Annotated in this window: 12 protein-coding genes; 8 read left to right on the forward strand and 4 right to left on the reverse strand. The window is 56.9% G+C overall.

Annotated features, from left to right (window positions below; all coding sequences use genetic code 11):
* Positions 1-104: 104 nt before the first annotated feature.
* From cmoM to MKR05_RS20120, 7 genes are all read left to right on the forward strand, one after another.
* Entirely contained in the window at positions 105-905 is an 801-nt protein-coding gene (cmoM, locus tag MKR05_RS20090; RefSeq protein ID WP_017899447.1) for a tRNA uridine 5-oxyacetic acid(34) methyltransferase CmoM, read from the forward strand.
* Complete coding sequence (gene mukF / locus MKR05_RS20095; protein WP_002898189.1) at positions 902-2,224, forward strand: chromosome partition protein MukF; 1,323 nt, start codon at positions 902-904, stop codon at positions 2,222-2,224. The genes cmoM and mukF overlap by 4 nt, the downstream gene beginning before the upstream one ends.
* Positions 2,205-2,909 carry a chromosome partition protein MukE gene (gene mukE / locus MKR05_RS20100; RefSeq protein WP_004150840.1) on the forward strand — a complete coding sequence of 235 codons (705 nt, stop codon included), beginning with the start codon at positions 2,205-2,207 and terminating at the stop codon, positions 2,907-2,909. Before mukF ends, mukE begins: the two co-directional genes overlap by 20 nt.
* A complete protein-coding gene (gene mukB, locus MKR05_RS20105) occupies positions 2,909-7,357 on the forward strand; it encodes a chromosome partition protein MukB (protein ID WP_238875035.1) in 4,449 nt (1,482 codons plus the stop codon). Before mukE ends, mukB begins: the two co-directional genes overlap by 1 nt.
* 201 nt (positions 7,358-7,558) lie before the next feature.
* Positions 7,559-9,349, forward strand: a complete 1,791-nt coding sequence (gene ldtD, locus MKR05_RS20110) for a L,D-transpeptidase (protein WP_044521923.1) — start codon at positions 7,559-7,561, stop codon at positions 9,347-9,349.
* 303 nt (positions 9,350-9,652) lie between these two features.
* On the forward strand, positions 9,653-10,204 hold the full coding sequence (locus MKR05_RS20115; protein WP_004201403.1) for a YcbK family protein: 552 nt from the start codon (positions 9,653-9,655) through the stop codon (positions 10,202-10,204).
* A gap of 13 nt (positions 10,205-10,217) precedes the next feature.
* Entirely contained in the window at positions 10,218-10,865 is a 648-nt protein-coding gene (locus MKR05_RS20120; RefSeq protein WP_023289031.1) for an MBL fold metallo-hydrolase, read from the forward strand.
* Positions 10,866-10,931: 66 nt separating this feature from the next.
* Here MKR05_RS20120 and aspC read toward each other — a convergent pair whose 3' ends face one another.
* The 4 genes from aspC to MKR05_RS20140 all read right to left on the reverse strand — a co-directional run bounded on the left by aspC (position 10,932) and on the right by MKR05_RS20140 (position 16,021).
* The gene (gene aspC / locus MKR05_RS20125; protein WP_023289032.1) at positions 10,932-12,122 is read right to left on the reverse strand and encodes an aspartate transaminase; all 1,191 of its coding nucleotides are present in this window, start codon (positions 12,120-12,122) and stop codon (positions 10,932-10,934) included.
* Positions 12,123-12,309: 187 nt separating this feature from the next.
* Positions 12,310-13,392, reverse strand: a complete 1,083-nt coding sequence (gene ompK35 / locus MKR05_RS20130; RefSeq protein WP_004201406.1) for a porin OmpK35 — start codon at positions 13,390-13,392, stop codon at positions 12,310-12,312.
* Positions 13,393-13,983: 591 nt separating this feature from the next.
* Positions 13,984-15,384 (reverse strand): asparagine--tRNA ligase, encoded by a 1,401-nt coding sequence (gene asnS / locus MKR05_RS20135; protein WP_017899452.1) that lies wholly within the window; start codon positions 15,382-15,384, stop codon positions 13,984-13,986.
* Positions 15,385-15,559: 175 nt separating this feature from the next.
* The gene (locus MKR05_RS20140; protein ID WP_064176095.1) at positions 15,560-16,021 is read right to left on the reverse strand and encodes an Lrp/AsnC family transcriptional regulator; all 462 of its coding nucleotides are present in this window, start codon (positions 16,019-16,021) and stop codon (positions 15,560-15,562) included.
* Between the two features lie 311 nt (positions 16,022-16,332).
* On the opposite strand from MKR05_RS20140, the gene dpaL reads away from it, so the two are divergent.
* On the forward strand, positions 16,333-17,544 hold the full coding sequence (gene dpaL / locus MKR05_RS20145; RefSeq protein WP_072413625.1) for a diaminopropionate ammonia-lyase: 1,212 nt from the start codon (positions 16,333-16,335) through the stop codon (positions 17,542-17,544).
* Positions 17,545-17,547: the final 3 nt, after the last annotated feature.

The following is a 17,547-nucleotide window of genomic DNA, read 5'->3' on the forward strand; positions in this document are numbered from 1 at the left end:
TTAACCATATAACCAAAGTTATGTTCGGATCTTATAACAGATCGCTTCATTCTCGGCGCGGGTATGACAAAATAGCGGTTTTGTGTTGGCTTGTGGAGTCGCCCGTGCAGGATCGCAATTTCGATGACATTGCTGAAAAGTTTTCGCGCAATATTTACGGCACCACAAAAGGCCAGCTGCGCCAGGCAATCCTCTGGCAGGATCTGGAGCCGCTGCTGGCGCAGCTGGGGCCGGGACCGCTGAGGGTACTGGATGCCGGCGGCGGCGAAGGGCAAACGGCCATTAAAGTGGCGCAACTGGGCCATCACGTGACGCTGTGCGATCTCTCTGCTGAAATGGTGGCCCGCGCCCGCCAGGCTGCTGTCGATAAAGGTGTGATCGACAACATGCATTTTGTACAATGCGCGGCTCAGGATATTGCGCAGCACTTGGAAAGCCCGGTCGATCTGGTACTGTTTCATGCGGTGCTGGAGTGGGTGGCGGAGCCCCAGGCGGTGCTGCGTACCCTGTGGTCGACGCTGCGTCCTGGCGGCGGCTTGTCGTTGATGTTCTACAATGCTAACGGCCTGCTGATGCACAATATGGTTGCCGGTAATTTCGATTACGTACAACTGGGCATGCCAAAAAAGAAAAAACGCACGCTGTCGCCGGATTATCCGCGTGAGCCGCAGCAGGTTTATCACTGGCTGGAAGAGATTGGCTGGCAAATTGTCAGCAAAACCGGCGTGCGGGTGTTTCATGATTATCTGCGTGAAAAACGCCAACAGCATGACAGCTATGCGGCGCTGCTGGAGCTGGAGACGCGCTACTGTCGTCAGGAGCCGTACCTCAGCCTGGGCCGTTATATTCATGTCACCGCGCTTAAGAGCCAGGCTCATAGCCGCAGATGCAAGGATAAAGTATGAGTGAATTTTCCCAGACAGTCCCCGAACTGGTTGCCTGGGCCAGGAAAAATGATTTTTCTATCTCGCTGCCGGTCGACAGGCTCTCTTTCCTGCTGGCGATCGCCACCCTGAATGGCGAACGGCTGGAAGGAGAAATGAGCGAGGGAGAACTGGTGGATGCGTTCCGCCACGTGAGTGATGCGTTTGAGCAGACCAGCGAAACCATCAGCCAGCGCGCCAATAACGCCATCAACGATTTGGTGCGCCAGCGTCTGCTGAACCGCTTTACCAGCGAAATTACCGAAGGCAATGCAATCTATCGTCTGACGCCGTTGGGGATCGGGATCACCGATTATTATATCCGGCAGCGCGAATTTTCGACGCTGCGTCTCTCGATGCAGTTGTCGATCGTCGCCGGCGAGCTGAAGCGCGCGGCGGACGCGGCAGAAGAGGGCGGCGATGAGTTTCACTGGCATCGCAACGTTTTTGCCCCGCTGAAGTATTCGGTGGCGGAAATTTTCGACAGCATCGACCTGACGCAGCGCATCATGGATGAGCAGCAGCAGCTGGTGAAAGACGATATCGCGCAACTGTTGAACAAAGACTGGCGCGCGGCGATTTCCAGCTGTGAACTGTTGCTGTCGGAAACTTCCGGCACCCTGCGTGAACTGCAGGATACGCTGGATGCGGCGGGGGATAAGCTGCAGGCGAATCTGCTGCGCATTCAGGATTCGACCATGGCGCGCGACGATCTCCATTTTGTCGACCGGCTGGTGTTCGATCTGCAAAGCAAGCTCGACCGCATCGTCAGCTGGGGCCAGCAGGCGATTGACCTGTGGATCGGCTATGACCGCCACGTGCACAAGTTTATCCGTACCGCTATCGATATGGATAAGAACCGCGTCTTCGCACAGCGTCTGCGCCAGTCGGTACAGACCTATTTTGATGAGCCGTGGGCGCTGACTTACGCCAACGCCGACCGTCTGCTGGATATGCGCGACGAGGAGATGGCCCTGCGCGATGAAGAGGTCACCGGCGAGCTGCCTGCGGACCTTGAATTTGAAGAGTTTAACGAAATTCGCGAGCAGCTGGCGGCGCTGATCGAAGCGCAGCTGGCGGTCTATAAAGAGAAAGGAATACCGCTGGATCTCGGCCTGGTGGCGCGGGAGTTCCTGGCGCAATATCCGCGCGGGCGTCACTTTGACGTGGCGCGGATCGTCGTGGATCAGGCGGTACAGCTGGGCGTCGCCCAGGCAGATTTCACCGGACTGCCAGCCAAATGGCAGCCGATTAATGATTACGGAGCCAAGGTACAGGCGCATGTCATTGACAAATATTGAACAAGTGATGCCGGTTAAGCTGGCGCAGGCGTTGGCCAATCCGTTATTTCCGGCGCTGGACAGCGCCCTGCGCGCGGGCCGACATATCGGCCTCGACGAGCTGGATAATCACGCATTTTTGATGGATTTCCAGGATTATCTGGAAGAGTTTTATGCTCGCTATAACGTCGAGCTGATCCGCGCGCCGGAGGGCTTCTTCTACCTGCGCCCGCGTTCCACAACCCTGATTTCACGCTCGGTGCTGTCCGAACTGGATATGATGGTGGGCAAAATTCTTTGCTATCTCTATCTCAGCCCGGAGCGCCTGGCAAATGAAGGGATTTTCACCCAGCAGGAGCTGTATGACGAGCTGCTGACCCTGGCGGATGAATCCAGGCTGCTGAAGCTGGTCAACAACCGTTCCACCGGTTCGGATCTGGACCGCCAGAAGCTGCAGGAAAAAATGCGCGCGTCGCTTAACCGCCTGCGCCGTCTGGGGATGGTGTGGTTTATGGGCCATGACAGCAGCAAGTTCCGTATTACCGAATCGGTATTCCGCTTTGGCGCCGATGTGCGCGCCGGCGACGACCCACGCGAGGCGCAGCGCCGCCTGATCCGCGACGGGGAAGCGATGGCCCTGGAAAATCACCTGCAGCTCAATGATGAGAATGAAGAGAACCAGCCGGATAGCGGGGAGGAAGAGTAATGATTGAACGCGGTAAGTTTCGCTCGCTGACGCTGGTTAACTGGAACGGTTTCTTTGCCCGGACCTTTGATCTTGATGAACTGGTCACCACCCTCTCCGGGGGGAACGGCGCCGGTAAGTCGACGACCATGGCGGCCTTCGTCACGGCGCTGATCCCCGATTTAACCCTGCTGCACTTCCGTAACACCACCGAAGCGGGGGCCACCAGCGGCTCACGCGATAAAGGCCTGCACGGGAAGCTGCGCGCCGGGGTCTGTTACTCCGTGCTCGACGTCATCAACTCGCGCCATCAGCGCGTGGTGGTCGGCGTGCGTCTGCAGCAGGTTGCCGGGCGCGATCGCAAAGTCGACATCAAGCCTTTCGCCATTCAGGGGCTGCCCACCGCTATCCTGCCGACCCAGCTGTTAACCGAAACGCTGAACGATCGCCAGGCGCGCGTGGTTAGTCTCAATGAGCTGAAAGACAAGCTCGAGGCGATGGAAGGGGTCCAGTTTAAGCAGTTCAACTCGATCACCGAGTATCACTCGCTGATGTTCGACCTGGGCGTGGTGGCGCGTCGTCTGCGTTCCGCCTCCGATCGAAGTAAATACTATCGCCTGATCGAGGCCTCGCTGTACGGCGGGATCTCCAGCACCATTACCCGCTCGCTGCGCGACTACCTGTTGCCGGAAAACAGCGGCGTGCGTAAGGCATTCCAGGATATGGAAGCGGCGCTGCGGGAAAACCGCATGACCCTCGAGGCGATCCGCGTCACCCAGTCCGATCGCGATCTGTTCAAACACCTGATCAGCGAAGCCACCAACTACGTGGCGGCGGACTATATGCGTCACGCCAACGAGCGGCGCATTCATCTTGATAAGGCGCTGGAGTATCGTCGCGATCTCTTTACCTCCCGTTCACAGCTGGCGGCAGAGCAGTATAAGCACGTCGACATGGCCCGCGAGCTGCAGGAGCATAACGGCGCAGAAGGCGATCTGGAAGCGGATTACCAGGCCGCCAGCGACCACCTGAACCTGGTGCAGACCGCACTGCGTCAGCAGGAAAAAATCGAGCGCTACGAAGCGGATCTCGACGAGCTGCAGATCCGTCTGGAAGAGCAGAACGAAGTGGTGGCGGAAGCCATCGATCGCGAGGAAGAGAACGAAGCCCGCGCCGAGGCCGCCGAGCTGGAAGTGGATGAGCTGAAAAACCAGCTCGCCGACTATCAGCAGGCGCTCGACGTGCAGCAGACCCGCGCCATTCAGTATAACCAGGCGCTGCAGGCGCTGGAGCGCGCGAAGGCGCTGTGTCATCTGCCGGATCTGACGCCGGAGAGCGCCGACGAGTGGCTGGAAACCTTCCAGGCGAAAGAGCAGGAAGCGACGGAGAAAATGCTGTCGCTGGAACAGAAAATGAGCGTGGCGCAAACCGCGCACAGCCAGTTTGAACAGGCCTACCAGCTGGTGGCGGCGATTAACGGCCCGCTGGCGCGCAATGAAGCCTGGGACGTGGCGCGCGAATTGCTGCGCGACGGCGTGAACCAGCGTCACCAGGCCGAGCAGGCGCAGGGGCTGCGTAGCCGCCTCAACGAGCTGGAGCAGCGCCTGCGCGAGCAGCAGGACGCCGAGCGCCAGCTGGCTGAGTTCTGCAAACGCCAGGGCAAACGCTACGATATCGACGATCTGGAAACGCTGCATCAGGAGCTGGAAGCGCGCATCGCTTCGCTGGCCGACAGCGTTTCTAACGCGCAGGAACAGCGCATGACCCTGCGCCAGGAACTGGAGCAGCTGCAGTCACGCACTCAGACGCTGATGCGCCGGGCGCCGGTCTGGCTGGCGGCGCAGAACAGCCTTAACCAGCTGTGCGAGCAGAGCGGCGAGCAGTTTGAGTCCGGCCAGGAGGTTACCGAATACCTGCAGCAGCTGCTGGAGCGCGAGCGCGAAGCTATCGTTGAACGTGACGAGGTCGGCGCCCGCAAGCGCGCCATCGACGAAGAAATTGAGCGTCTCAGCCAGCCGGGCGGTTCGGAAGATCCGCGCCTCAACGCGCTGGCGGAACGGTTCGGCGGCGTTCTGCTGTCCGAGATCTACGATGATGTCAGCCTTGACGATGCGCCGTACTTCTCCGCGCTGTACGGTCCGTCGCGCCATGCCATCGTGGTGCCGGATCTGTCGCAGGTTGCCGAGCAGCTTGAAGGACTGGAAGATTGTCCGGAAGATCTCTATCTGATCGAAGGCGATCCGCAGTCCTTTGACGATAGCGTATTCAGCGTGGATGAGCTGGAAAAAGCGGTGGTGGTGAAGATCGCCGACCGCCAGTGGCGTTATTCGCGCTTCCCGTCGCTGCCGCTGTTTGGCCGCGCCGCGCGTGAAAACCGCATTGAAACCCTGCATGCCGAGCGTGAATCGCTGTCCGAGCGTTTTGCGACCCTGTCGTTTGACGTGCAGAAAACTCAGCGTCTGCATCAGGCCTTTAGCCGCTTCATTGGCAGCCATCTGGCAGTGGCCTTTGAGGACGATCCGGAAGAAGAGATCCGCAAACTCAACAGCCGCCGCGGCGAGCTGGAGCGCGCGCTGAGCGCCCATGAAAGCGATAACCAACAGAACCGCGTGCAGTATGAGCAGGCGAAAGAGGGCGTGTCGGCGCTCAACCGCCTGCTGCCGCGCCTGAATCTGCTGGCGGATGATACGCTGGCCGACCGCGTGGACGAGATCCAGGAACGTCTGGACGAAGCGCAGGAGGCCGCGCGCTTTATTCAGCAGCACGGCAACCAGCTGGCGAAGCTGGAGCCGATTGTTTCGGTGCTGCAGAGCGATCCGGAGCAGTTTGAGCAGCTGAAAGAAGATTACGCCTATGCGCAGCAGACCCAGCGCGATGCGCGCCAGCAGGCTTTTGCCCTGGCGGAAGTCGTCCAGCGCCGGGCCCACTTCAGCTACTCCGATTCGGCGGAAATGCTCAGCGGCAACAGCGATCTCAACGAGAAACTGCGCCAGCGCCTGGAGCAGGCGGAAACCGAACGCAGCCGCGCGCGCGACGCGATGCGTGCCCATGCGGCGCAGCTTAGCCAGTACAATCAGGTGCTGGCCTCGCTGAAGAGCTCGTATGACACCAAGAAAGAGCTGCTCAACGATCTGTATAAAGAGCTGCAGGACATTGGCGTGCGCGCCGATGCCGGCGCGGAAGAGCGTGCCCGTGCGCGTCGCGATGAGCTGCACATGCAGCTGAGCAATAACCGCTCCCGTCGCAATCAGCTGGAGAAAGCGTTGACCTTCTGCGAAGCGGAAATGGACAACCTGACCCGCAAACTGCGCAAGCTGGAGCGCGATTACTGCGAAATGCGCGAGCAGGTAGTGACCGCCAAGGCGGGCTGGTGCGCGGTGATGCGCCTGGTGAAAGACAACGGCGTCGAGCGTCGTCTGCACCGCCGCGAGCTGGCCTATCTCTCCGCCGACGAGCTGCGCTCCATGTCGGATAAGGCGCTCGGTGCGCTGCGTCTGGCGGTCGCCGATAACGAACATCTGCGCGACGTGCTGCGTATCTCGGAAGATCCGAAGCGCCCGGAGCGCAAAATTCAGTTCTTCGTTGCCGTCTACCAGCATCTGCGCGAGCGTATCCGCCAGGATATTATCCGCACCGATGATCCGGTGGAAGCGATCGAGCAGATGGAGATTGAGCTCAGCCGCCTGACCGAAGAGCTGACAAACCGCGAACAGAAGCTGGCCATCAGCTCCCGCAGCGTGGCCAACATTATTCGCAAAACCATTCAGCGCGAGCAGAACCGTATCCGAATGCTCAACCAGGGATTGCAGAGCGTCTCCTTCGGCCAGGTCAACAGCGTGCGTCTGAACGTCAACGTGCGCGAGACCCACTCGACGCTGCTTGATGTGCTCTCCGAGCAGCATGAACAGCATCAGGATCTGTTCAATAGCAACCGCCTGACCTTCTCGGAAGCGCTGGCCAAGCTCTATCAGCGCCTGAATCCGCAGATCGACATGGGGCAGCGCACGCCGCAAACCATCGGCGAAGAGCTGCTCGACTACCGCAACTATCTGGAGATGGAAGTGGAAGTTAACCGCGGCTCCGACGGCTGGCTGCGCGCGGAGTCCGGCGCGCTGTCCACCGGGGAAGCGATCGGTACCGGGATGTCGATTCTGGTGATGGTCGTCCAGAGCTGGGAAGATGAATCCCGCCGCCTGCGCGGCAAGGATATCTCGCCTTGCCGTCTGCTGTTCCTCGATGAAGCGGCGCGTCTCGACGCCCGCTCCATCGCCACGCTGTTCGAGCTGTGCGAACGTCTGGAGATGCAGCTGATTATCGCGGCGCCGGAGAACATCAGTCCGGAGAAAGGCACCACCTATAAACTGGTGCGTAAGGTGTTCAATAATCACGAACACGTCCACGTGGTGGGGCTGCGCGGGTTTGCCGCGCCGCTGCCGGAAGCGCTGCCGGGAACAGCCGACGCCTCCTGAGGCTGCGGCTACATTCTGGCGGCTAAGCGGTGAAGAGGGCAACGTTATGTTGCCCTTTTTTTCTATCCAGCCCGGTATGCGAGGGTGGTATAATCTTTAAACTTCTTTACATTAGGTAAGGCAAAAGCCTTTTCGTCTTTATATACTGAAAAAAGAGCCCCATTTTTGTGGGCAGCAATGTGTGACAACAGGGGGCAAGGGATGTTGCTAAAGAAACGGTATGGTCGTCCATTGTCAGCGCTCAGCCTGAGCCTGGCACTGGCATTTGCTCCGCTGTTCAATGTCCAGGCCGAAGAGCCTGAAGTCGTACCCGGCGACAGTTCTGCGGCGCCCGCCGAGGTTTCCGCCGCGCTGGCGCAAAGCGATGGGCAATCGCCGGCGGTCGCGAAGCTGGCCGGTGAGCAGCCGCTGTCGATGGAGGCGGCGGCAAACAGCCGCGCCCAGATCGAGGCGCTGTTGCCGGCAGGGTACAAACCCGTCTTTATGAATCCGCTGGTGTCGCTGTACGCCGCCAGGGATATGAAACCGATGTGGGAAAACCGCGAGGCAGTGCAGGCGTTCCAGCAGCAGCTGGCGGAGATCGCCATCGCCGGTTTTCAGCCGCAGTTTACCACCTGGGTCAGTCTGCTGACCGATCCCGCCGTCAGCGGCATGGCGCGCGATGTGGTGCTGTCGGACGCCATGATGGGCTATCTGCACTTTATCAGCGGCATCCCCACCCAGGGGACCCGCTGGTTGTACAGTTCAACGCCGTACAAGATGGCGACCCCGCCGCTGTCGGTGATTAACCAGTGGCAGCTGGCGCTGGACAATGGCTCCCTGCCGGCGTTTATCGCCGGCCTGGCGCCGCATCATCCGCAGTATGAAGCCATGCATCAGTCGCTGCTGGCGCTGGTGGCTGATTCTCGTCCATGGCCGCAGATGACCGGCAGCGGCTCGCTGCGCCCCGGCGAATGGAGCAATGATATCGGCGCCCTGCGCGAGATCCTCCAGCGTACCGGAATGCTGGACGATACCGCCAATATCGTTCTGCCCGGCGATGTGGTGAGCCCATCGGCGAAGAAAAAGAGTAAACCTGCGGCGCGCGGCGTGTACGATCGCCAGCTGGTGGAGGGGGTTAAGCGCTTCCAGGCGATGCAGGGGCTGGGGGCGGATGGCGTCATCGGCCAGTCGACTCGCGACTGGCTCAACGTTTCTTCCGCGCAGCGCGCAGGGGTGCTGGCCCTGAACATTCAGCGTTTACGCTTACTGCCGGGCAAACTGTCCACCGGCATTATGGTCAATATTCCGGCGTTCTCGCTGGTCTATTACCAGGATGGCAGCCAGGTGCTGGCCTCGCGGGTGATTGTGGGGCGTCCGGACCGCAAAACGCCAATGATGAGCAGCGCGCTGAATAACGTGGTGGTCAATCCGCCATGGAACGTGCCGCCAACCCTGGCGCGCAAAGATATCCTGCCGAAGGTGCGTAACAATCCAGGCTATCTTGAGCAGCATGGCTACACCGTCATGCGCGGCTGGAACAGTAAAGAGACCATCGATCCTTATCGGGTCGACTGGTCGACCATCACTGAGAACAACTTACCGTTCCGTTTTCAGCAGGCGCCCGGAGCGCGTAACTCGCTCGGACGCTACAAGTTCAATATGCCGAGCTCCGATGCCATCTACCTGCACGATACGCCGAACCATAACCTGTTCCAGAAGGATGTTCGTGCGCTCAGTTCCGGCTGTGTGAGGGTGAATAAGGCTTCGGAGCTGGCCAATATGCTGCTGCAGGATGCGGGCTGGAATGACACGCGTATTTCCGATGCCCTGAAGCAAGGGGACACGCGCTATGTCAATATTCGGCAAAATATACCGGTGAATTTATATTACTTAACGGCGTTTGTGGACGCTGATGGACGTACACAATATCGAACAGATATTTACAATTACGATATCACCGCGCGATCCAGCGCACAAATTCTGACGAAAGCTGAGCAATTAATCAGGTAAATGAAGTAGTTCAATGGATTTTGTTGTCCTAGCACTGGGTAAAAAAGGGCGCTGCTCCTCTGCAGCGCCCGATTTTCCTGGGGTGAGGCTGCCTTGACGTTGGCAATAATGCCCGGTAAGGTGCCTTTCGTGCGCCAGAAGTGCATATACATATCATTCCGCTCAATGCGTGACGCAGTCAGCGCGAACGCTCTCTTTTGCCGGGCAGCATCACGGCTGTGGCGAGCGATGGCGTGCTGAGGTTCAGCATCGCGCAAGGCGGAAAAAGTATATAACGATTCATTGACTGTAGACCTGATTATCATGGACAAATTTGACGCTAATCGCCGCAGATTGCTGGCGTTGGGTGGTGCTGCGCTGGGTGCTGCCGCCATTCTCCCTGCGCCGGCATTTGCCACCCTCTCGACCCCCCGTCCGCGTATTTTGACGCTGAATAACCTGCATACTGGTGAATCACTCAAGGCGGAGTTTTTCGATGGCAGAGGCTATATTCAGGATGAATTAGCAAGACTTAACCATTTTTTCCGTGATTACCGCGCGAATAAAATTAAGTCCATCGATCCAAATCTGTTCGATCATCTTTATCGGTTGCAGGGACTACTTGGCACCAACAAACCTGTCCAGCTTATCTCTGGCTATCGTTCCCTCGATACCAATGATGAGCTTCGCGCACGAAGCCGTGGTGTAGCAAAACACAGCTATCACACCAAGGGGCAGGCAATGGATTTCCATATTGAAGGTATTTCGTTAAGCAATATACGCAAAGCGGCGTTATCTATGCGCGCAGGTGGTGTAGGATATTACCCACGTAGTAACTTTGTGCATATTGATACCGGTCCCGTAAGGCACTGGTAACGAAAGGAGCGTCATGAACTATCGTATTATTCCGGTTACCGCGTTCGCGCAGAACTGTTCTCTTATCTGGTGCGAACAAACCCGGCTGGCGGCGCTGGTCGATCCTGGCGGCGATGCTGAACGTATCAAAGCGGTGGTGGCGGAGGCTGGCGTCACGCTGATGCAGATCCTGCTGACGCATGGCCATCTCGATCACGTCGGCGCCGCTGCGGAACTGGCGCAGCATTATGGCGTACCGGTTATTGGTCCGGAAAAAGAAGATGAGTTCTGGCTGGAAGGATTACCGGCGCAAAGCCGGATGTTCGGCCTGGAGGATTGCCAGCCGCTGCGTCCGGATCGCTGGCTCAATGAAGGCGATGTGGTTAATGTGGGGAATGTGGCGCTGCGGGTACTGCACTGCCCGGGCCATACGCCGGGTCACGTGGTCTTCTTTGATGACGCTTCCCGACTGCTCATTTCCGGAGATGTGATTTTCAAAGGCGGGGTGGGGCGCAGTGATTTTCCACGCGGCGACCATGGACAGCTGATCGCGGCCATTAAGGATAAGCTGTTGCCGCTGGGCGATGACGTGACCTTTATTCCCGGCCATGGTCCGCTGTCGACGCTGGGTGAGGAACGCCGCAACAACCCGTTCCTGCAGGATGAGATGCCGGTCTGGTAACCGACCTGACGCGAACGTAAAAAAGGCCGCATTCGCGGCCTTTTTCTTTATAGCGAATAATTTCGCTTACAGCACGGCGACGATGGCTTCACACAGCGGCGCCATGTTGTCAGGCGTCATGCCGGCCACGTTGATACGGCCGGACGCGACCGCATAGATGGCGAACTCTTCACGCAGACGCAGCACTTGCTCTTTAGTCAGGCCGCTGAACGAGAACATACCGTTCTGCTTGCTGATAAAGCTGAAGTCGCGGCTCGCGCCTTTCTCCTGCAGGGTGTTGACGAACAGCAGGCGCATACGCTGGATGCGCTGGCGCATATCGGTCAGCTCCTGCTCCCAGATTGCCCGCAGCGCATCGTTGCTCAGGATGGTCGCGACCACGGACGCGCCGTGCGCTGGCGGGTTGGAGTAGTTAGCGCGGATCACCGACTTCATCTGGCTGAACGCGCGGTCTACGGTCTCCTGATCGGCGGCGACCAGGGTGCAGGCGCCGACGCGCTCGTTGTACAGGCCAAAGTTTTTCGAGTAGGAGCTGGCGACCAGCAGCTCTTTATGCAGAGCAGCAAAGGCGCGCAACCCTTCAGCATCTTCTTCCAGACCGCGGGCGAAGCCCTGGTAGGCGAAATCGAACAGCGGCAGCCAGCCTTTCTCGACCGACAGCTGCGCCAGCGTCTGCCACTGTTCGAGCGTCGGATCGATACCGGTCGGGTTGTGGCAGCAGCCGTGGAACAGTACCACGTCGCCCGCCTGGGCTTCGTTCAGGCTGGCCAGCAGACCATCAAAGTCCAGCGCGTGGTTAGCCGCATCGTAGTAGGCATATTCACGTACTTCCAGCCCGGCGGAGGTAAACACACTCTTATGGTTTGGCCAGCTTGGATTGCTTACCCACACGCGTTTCACGTCGGTGTTTTTGGCGAGGAAGTCTGCGGCGACGCGCAGCGCACCGGTACCGCCCGGGGTCTGCGCGGTGCGGGCGCGTTTATCGGCGATAATCGCATTGCCTTTACCGAACAGCAGCTCCTGGGTGCAGCGACCAAATTCAGGAATACCATCGATGCCCAGATAGTTTTTAGTCGTTTCATTTTCCAGCAGGTACTGCTCTGCTTTTTTGACGCTGGTCAGAACGGGTGTTTTACCGGTTTCATCCTTGTAAACACCAATTCCGAGGTTAATCTTTTCAGGGCGGTCATCGGCACGAAACAGATCGGCCAGACCTAAAATCGGGTCGGCTGGGGCGGCGGTAATGTTCTCAAACATGACGAGGTTCCATTGTGATTACTGAAGGGAAATCCGCTATCAGGTTAACGGGAGAACAACGAATTGCCAACCGTTTGCGATAAAAAGCGCGAAGGTTTTCGAAAGATACGATCTTTGCCTCAGGAATAGAGAAAAGCAGGACCGAAGTCCTGCTCTGAAGGCATATCACGAAGGGGTGTACTGCAGATTAGAACTGGTAAACGATACCCACGGCCGCCTGGTCGTCGGTCGCTACGCCAGCTTCACGTGTATAAGCGTTGTCGTCCAGTTGGTTGAACTTGTACGCCGCATAAACGTTCATGTTCTTGTTGAAGTAGTACCAGGTACCCACTTCGACGTATTTAACCAGATCCGCATCGCCGCCGGAGAAGCCGCCGCGCGCCTGCAGGTCTTTGCCTTTGGTCTGTACGTAGCCGATGGACGGACGCAGGCCGAAGTCGAACTGATACTGTACAACGGCTTCGAAGTTCTGGGTTTTGCCAGCGAAGTAGTTACCCTGGTTTTCCGGGGTCATGTTGTAAGTCTGGGAGTACATGACGGCCGCGTAGACATTGTTGGCGTCATATTTTGCAGAGGTTGCCCAGGCTTCGGCTTTGTCGCCATTGCCGTCAGCTTTCTGGTCTACGCTGCGGTTGGAGCCGGAGTAGCCAGCAGACAGCGCGATACCGTTGTCGAACGCGTAGGTCGCCGCGGTGCTGAAGCCGTCGCCATTCTGCTTGTGAATCGAACGGTCGTGGTCGTTTTTACCCTGGTACTGCAGCGCGAAGCTCAGGCCGTCAACCAGACCGAAGAAGTCAGAGTTACGGTAGGTTGCCACGCCGTTGGTACGGCCGGTCATGTAGTTGTCGGTGTAGTTCCAACCGTCGCCACCCCATTCAACCAGCATATCGGTTGCTGCTTCGACGTCGTAGATCGCGCCGTAGTTACGGCCGTAGTCGAATGAACCATACTCGCCCGCTTTCAGACCTGCGAACGCCAGACGGGTTTTCGTCGGCTGGGAACCTTCAACATTGGAGGCGTCCATGTTGTATTCCCACTGACCGTAGCCGGTCAGCTGATCGTTGATCTGGGTTTCGCCTTTCAGGCCGATACGGGCGTAGGTGGTATCGTCGCTGCTGGTGTCGCCATTGGTGGTCCAGACGTGCTCGCCGACCATTTTTCCGTAGAAGTCCAGTTTGTTGCCGTTTTTGTTATAGATTTCTGCAGCGTTAGCTGCACCGGCTACCAGCAGGGCAGGGATCACCACTGCCAGAATATTGCGCTTCATCATTATTTATTACCCTCATTAATATTTTTTATATGAACACGTGCCACTGCCGTCAATAAGTTCTGTCAATAAAAACTTACAGAACCATTGATGAGAGTTTGGTGTCTGAAGGCATCTTTCCATCCGCGACAACGTTTCGCTAGCCGGAAAATGCTACTAATATCTTATATGAGTAACAAAACGAAAAAACATGTAACTAAATATGTATTTATGGGAACTTTGTGAACTTAATCAAAATTCCGTTCCACATGGTGAGGTAAATCGCCTTCCCATATCTATCTATATGAATTATTTATGATTAATTTGGATAAGCGTAAATTTGCTCATTTTGTGTGTTGAATTCGTCTTCTTTTTATTCAGCCTTTGTCTTGGCAAGACGTGCGGCGTGTGGTTAAAAAATGAGCAAATTTATCAGAGGGTTTGCTCCGTTATGAACATAAAGTGCGATCTGCATCACCCGGATGCACCGAAACAGTGCGTAACATAAATGTGAATCCGAGGCCTTGATGTTTAAGTTTGTTGAATTTTGATAACAGTAATTGACATAAAAAAAGGCCAGCTTGCGCTGGCCTTTCAGGTTTATGTCAGAAAAATTTAGAATGTCGCGTTGCGCGGGGTCCGCGGGAACGGGATGACATCGCGGACGTTCTGCACGCCGGTCACGTAAGCGATCAGACGCTCGAAGCCCAGGCCAAAGCCGGAGTGTGGAACGGTGCCGTAGCGGCGCAGGTCGCGATACCACCAGTAGTCTTCTTTATTCAGACCCATCTCGGCCATACGCGCGTCGAGCACGTCGAGGCGCTCTTCACGTTGGGAACCGCCGATGATCTCGCCAATACCCGGCGCCAGGACGTCCATTGCCGCGACGGTTTTACCGTCTTCGTTGAGGCGCATGTAAAAGGCTTTAATATCTTTCGGATAGTTTTTCACTACCACCGGCGCTTTGAAGTGTTCTTCAGCCAGGTAACGTTCGTGCTCGGAGGAGAGATCCACGCCCCAGTACACCGGGTTCTCGAACTGCTTGCCGCAGTTTTCCAGAATAGTGACGGCGTCGGTATAATCCACCTGCGCAAAATCAGCGGTGATAAAGCGCTGCAGACGGTCGATAGCGTCTTTATCAACGCGCTCGGCGAAGAACTGCATGTCGTCCGCGCGCTCTTCCAGTACCGCTTTAAAGACGTACTTGAGCATCGCTTCCGCCAGGCCGGCAACATCGTTCAGGTTAGCGAAGGCCACTTCCGGCTCCAGCATCCAGAACTCCGCCAGGTGGCGGCTGGTGTTGGAGTTTTCCGCACGGAAGGTCGGGCCGAAGGTGTAAATCTTCGACAGCGCGCAGGCATAGGTCTCGCCGTTCAGCTGGCCGGAAACGGTCAGGAACGACTCTTTACCGAAGAAGTCTTTGTCGAAATCGACTTTGCCCTGATCGTTACGCGGCAGGTTTTCCAGATCCAGCGTCGACACGCGGAACATTTCGCCGGCGCCTTCGGTATCGGAGGCAGTAATCAGCGGGGTGGAGACCCAGAAGAAGCCCTGCTCATCAAAGAAGCGATGCAGCGCCTGCGCCAGGGTGTGACGCACGCGGGCAACCGCGCCGATCAGGTTGGTGCGCGGACGCAGGTGGGCCACCTCACGCAGATACTCGATGCTGTGACGCTTGGCCGCCATCGGGTAGGTGTCCGGGTCTTCCACCCAGCCGGTCACTTCCACGTTGGTCGCCTGGATCTCAAAGCTTTGACCCTGGCCCTGGGAAGCCACGACTTTACCGGTGACAATCACCGAGCAACCGGTGGTCAGACGCAGCACTTCCTGATTGTAATTGGGCAGAGAATTATTAATAACGGCCTGTACAGGATCAAAGCAGGAACCGTCATAGACGGCGAGGAATGAAAAGCCAGCTTTTGAATCTCGGCGGGTACGCACCCATCCGCGGACCGTGACTTCGCTGTCAACGGCAACGCGGCCCTGGAGTACGTCGGCTACAGGCACAACGCTCATAATAATCTCTCTATATAGTCCAATAAAAAAGTCTCTTCCCCCTACAGCGGGGGGATATCTATGTTACCTGTCATCTTCCATCAGACAAGTAGATTTCGCACAGGGAAGGGTGGATTTCGGAAATAAATACACCTCCGGGGCGTTCTTTGGCTCCCCATTTCGACTTTTACACGACTTACTCGATAATGACCGTCATTTCCTGCTTCGCATTTTGCATCGACACGATGGTCCGGAAAGACTTGATATTTCCCGAGGCAAAAAAGAGTTCACGGGTTAGCGCTTCGTATTCCGCCATATCACGGACGTTGATCACGAGCAGAAAATCGAAGTCGCCAGTGACATAGTAGACCTGCTGCACTTGCGGACAGGTTACGAAACGCTGTTTATCCTCCTCAAGCAGATCGAGACGTTCATTCTCAATGGTCACCTGCACCATAATGGTGATGGGTCTTCCCACTTTACTGGCGTCCACTAAGCTAACACTGCCTTTAATCACCCCTGCATCCTCAAGTGCAGCGATACGCCGATTGACTGCCGAAGGAGACAGGCAGATCCGATCGGCGATCTCCCGTTGCGACAAGCGATTATTACGCTGCAAGAGCGTAAGAATTTTTTTATCCCATGCGTCAAGTTTCATCATATATCTCGTCCTGCAAGCCTGTGATCAATCTCACTAATGCAACGTTGTTGCGAAAGAATGATAAAACAGAGTGAAAATTGCGGCGCGATGGGCAACTTTGCGCCAATTAACCGCCGGGCGCAGTGTACCATCACAGGCAGTGGGAAAGCGGCATATCGCGACAAAAAGCCTCTCACACTCTGACTTAACCAATTTAAAGCGACCGTCCTGTCTCAGGCCGCACGGATCCGTGCACCCGTCGTTTAGGCGGAATGGTCGCTAATAACGTTATCGTCGCAGGACGATATGAAAATAGAGGTGCCTGAATAGTGGACACAATTAAATTTCAACTCAACGCCCGGCGGCAGCCCTATGGCCAGGGAGCAGACTTGAGTCTGCTCAATGAAAACGTGGGGAACGAAGTGCTGGCATTCCATCAAAAATTTCCTGATTACCGGGTCACGCCGCTGCGTAAGCTGGAATTTTTAAGCCAGCGGCTGGGGCTGGGATCGATCCATATAAAAGATGAAGCCCAGCGATTCGGTTTGAATGCGTTTAAAGGATTAGGCGGATCTTATGCGATGGGGAAATATCTTGCCGCTCTGCTTGAGCGAGATATTACTACGTTGAGCTTTGCCGAGCTTAATTCACCAGCGATTAAGGCGCGTATCAAGGACATCGTATTTGTGACTGCTACCGACGGTAACCATGGACGTGGCGTGGCGTGGGCGGCTGAGCAGCTTGGGCTGCGTGCGGTGGTGTATATGCCAAAGGGCTCGTCACCGGTACGCGCGCAGAATATTCGCCGGCATGGCGCCGAATGCACGATTACTGAACTGAACTACGACGACACAGTTCGGCTGGCGGCCAAAACCGCGCGCGAGCAGGGATGGGTTTTACTCCAGGATACCGCCTGGCAGGGCTACGAGCAGATCCCCACATGGATCATGCAAGGCTATATGACCCTCGCTGTTGAAATCTGGCAGCAATTGGTAGAAAGCGGGGCGCCGATGCCGACGCATCTGTTTTTACAAGCCGGTGTCGGGTCGTTTGCCGGCAGCATCATGGGATATTTCATCGAAAAGATGCAGCAGCAGGCTCCCACCATCATCATCGTTGAGCCGCACAAGGCGAACTGCCTGTATCGCTCGGCAACCATTAATGACGGGCTGCCGCACAGCGTCGGCGGGGATATGTCAACCCTGATGGCCGGGCTTGCCTGTGGTGAACCTAATATCACCAGCTGGCCAATGCTCCGCGACCATGCCACCTGTTTTATTTCCGCCGACGATTGTCTGGCCGCCAATGGCATGCGCCTGCTGGCCGCTCCGCGACCAGGTACTGACGAACCTTTTGTCTCCGGGGAATCCGGCGCTATCGGCACTGGCGTGCTTTACGCGCTGATGACTCAGCCGGAGTATCGCGAGCTTGCCGAATCTCTGCGCCTGAATGCCGATGCACAGGTTCTGTTAATCAGCACGGAAGGAGATACATCACCCGATGTCTATGAAGACATCGTCTGGTTTGGACGTAATGGTTGAGCG

The sequence above is a fragment of the Klebsiella sp. K5-204 genome (assembly GCF_030128585.1).
Classification (GTDB): domain Bacteria; phylum Pseudomonadota; class Gammaproteobacteria; order Enterobacterales; family Enterobacteriaceae; genus Klebsiella; species Klebsiella quasipneumoniae.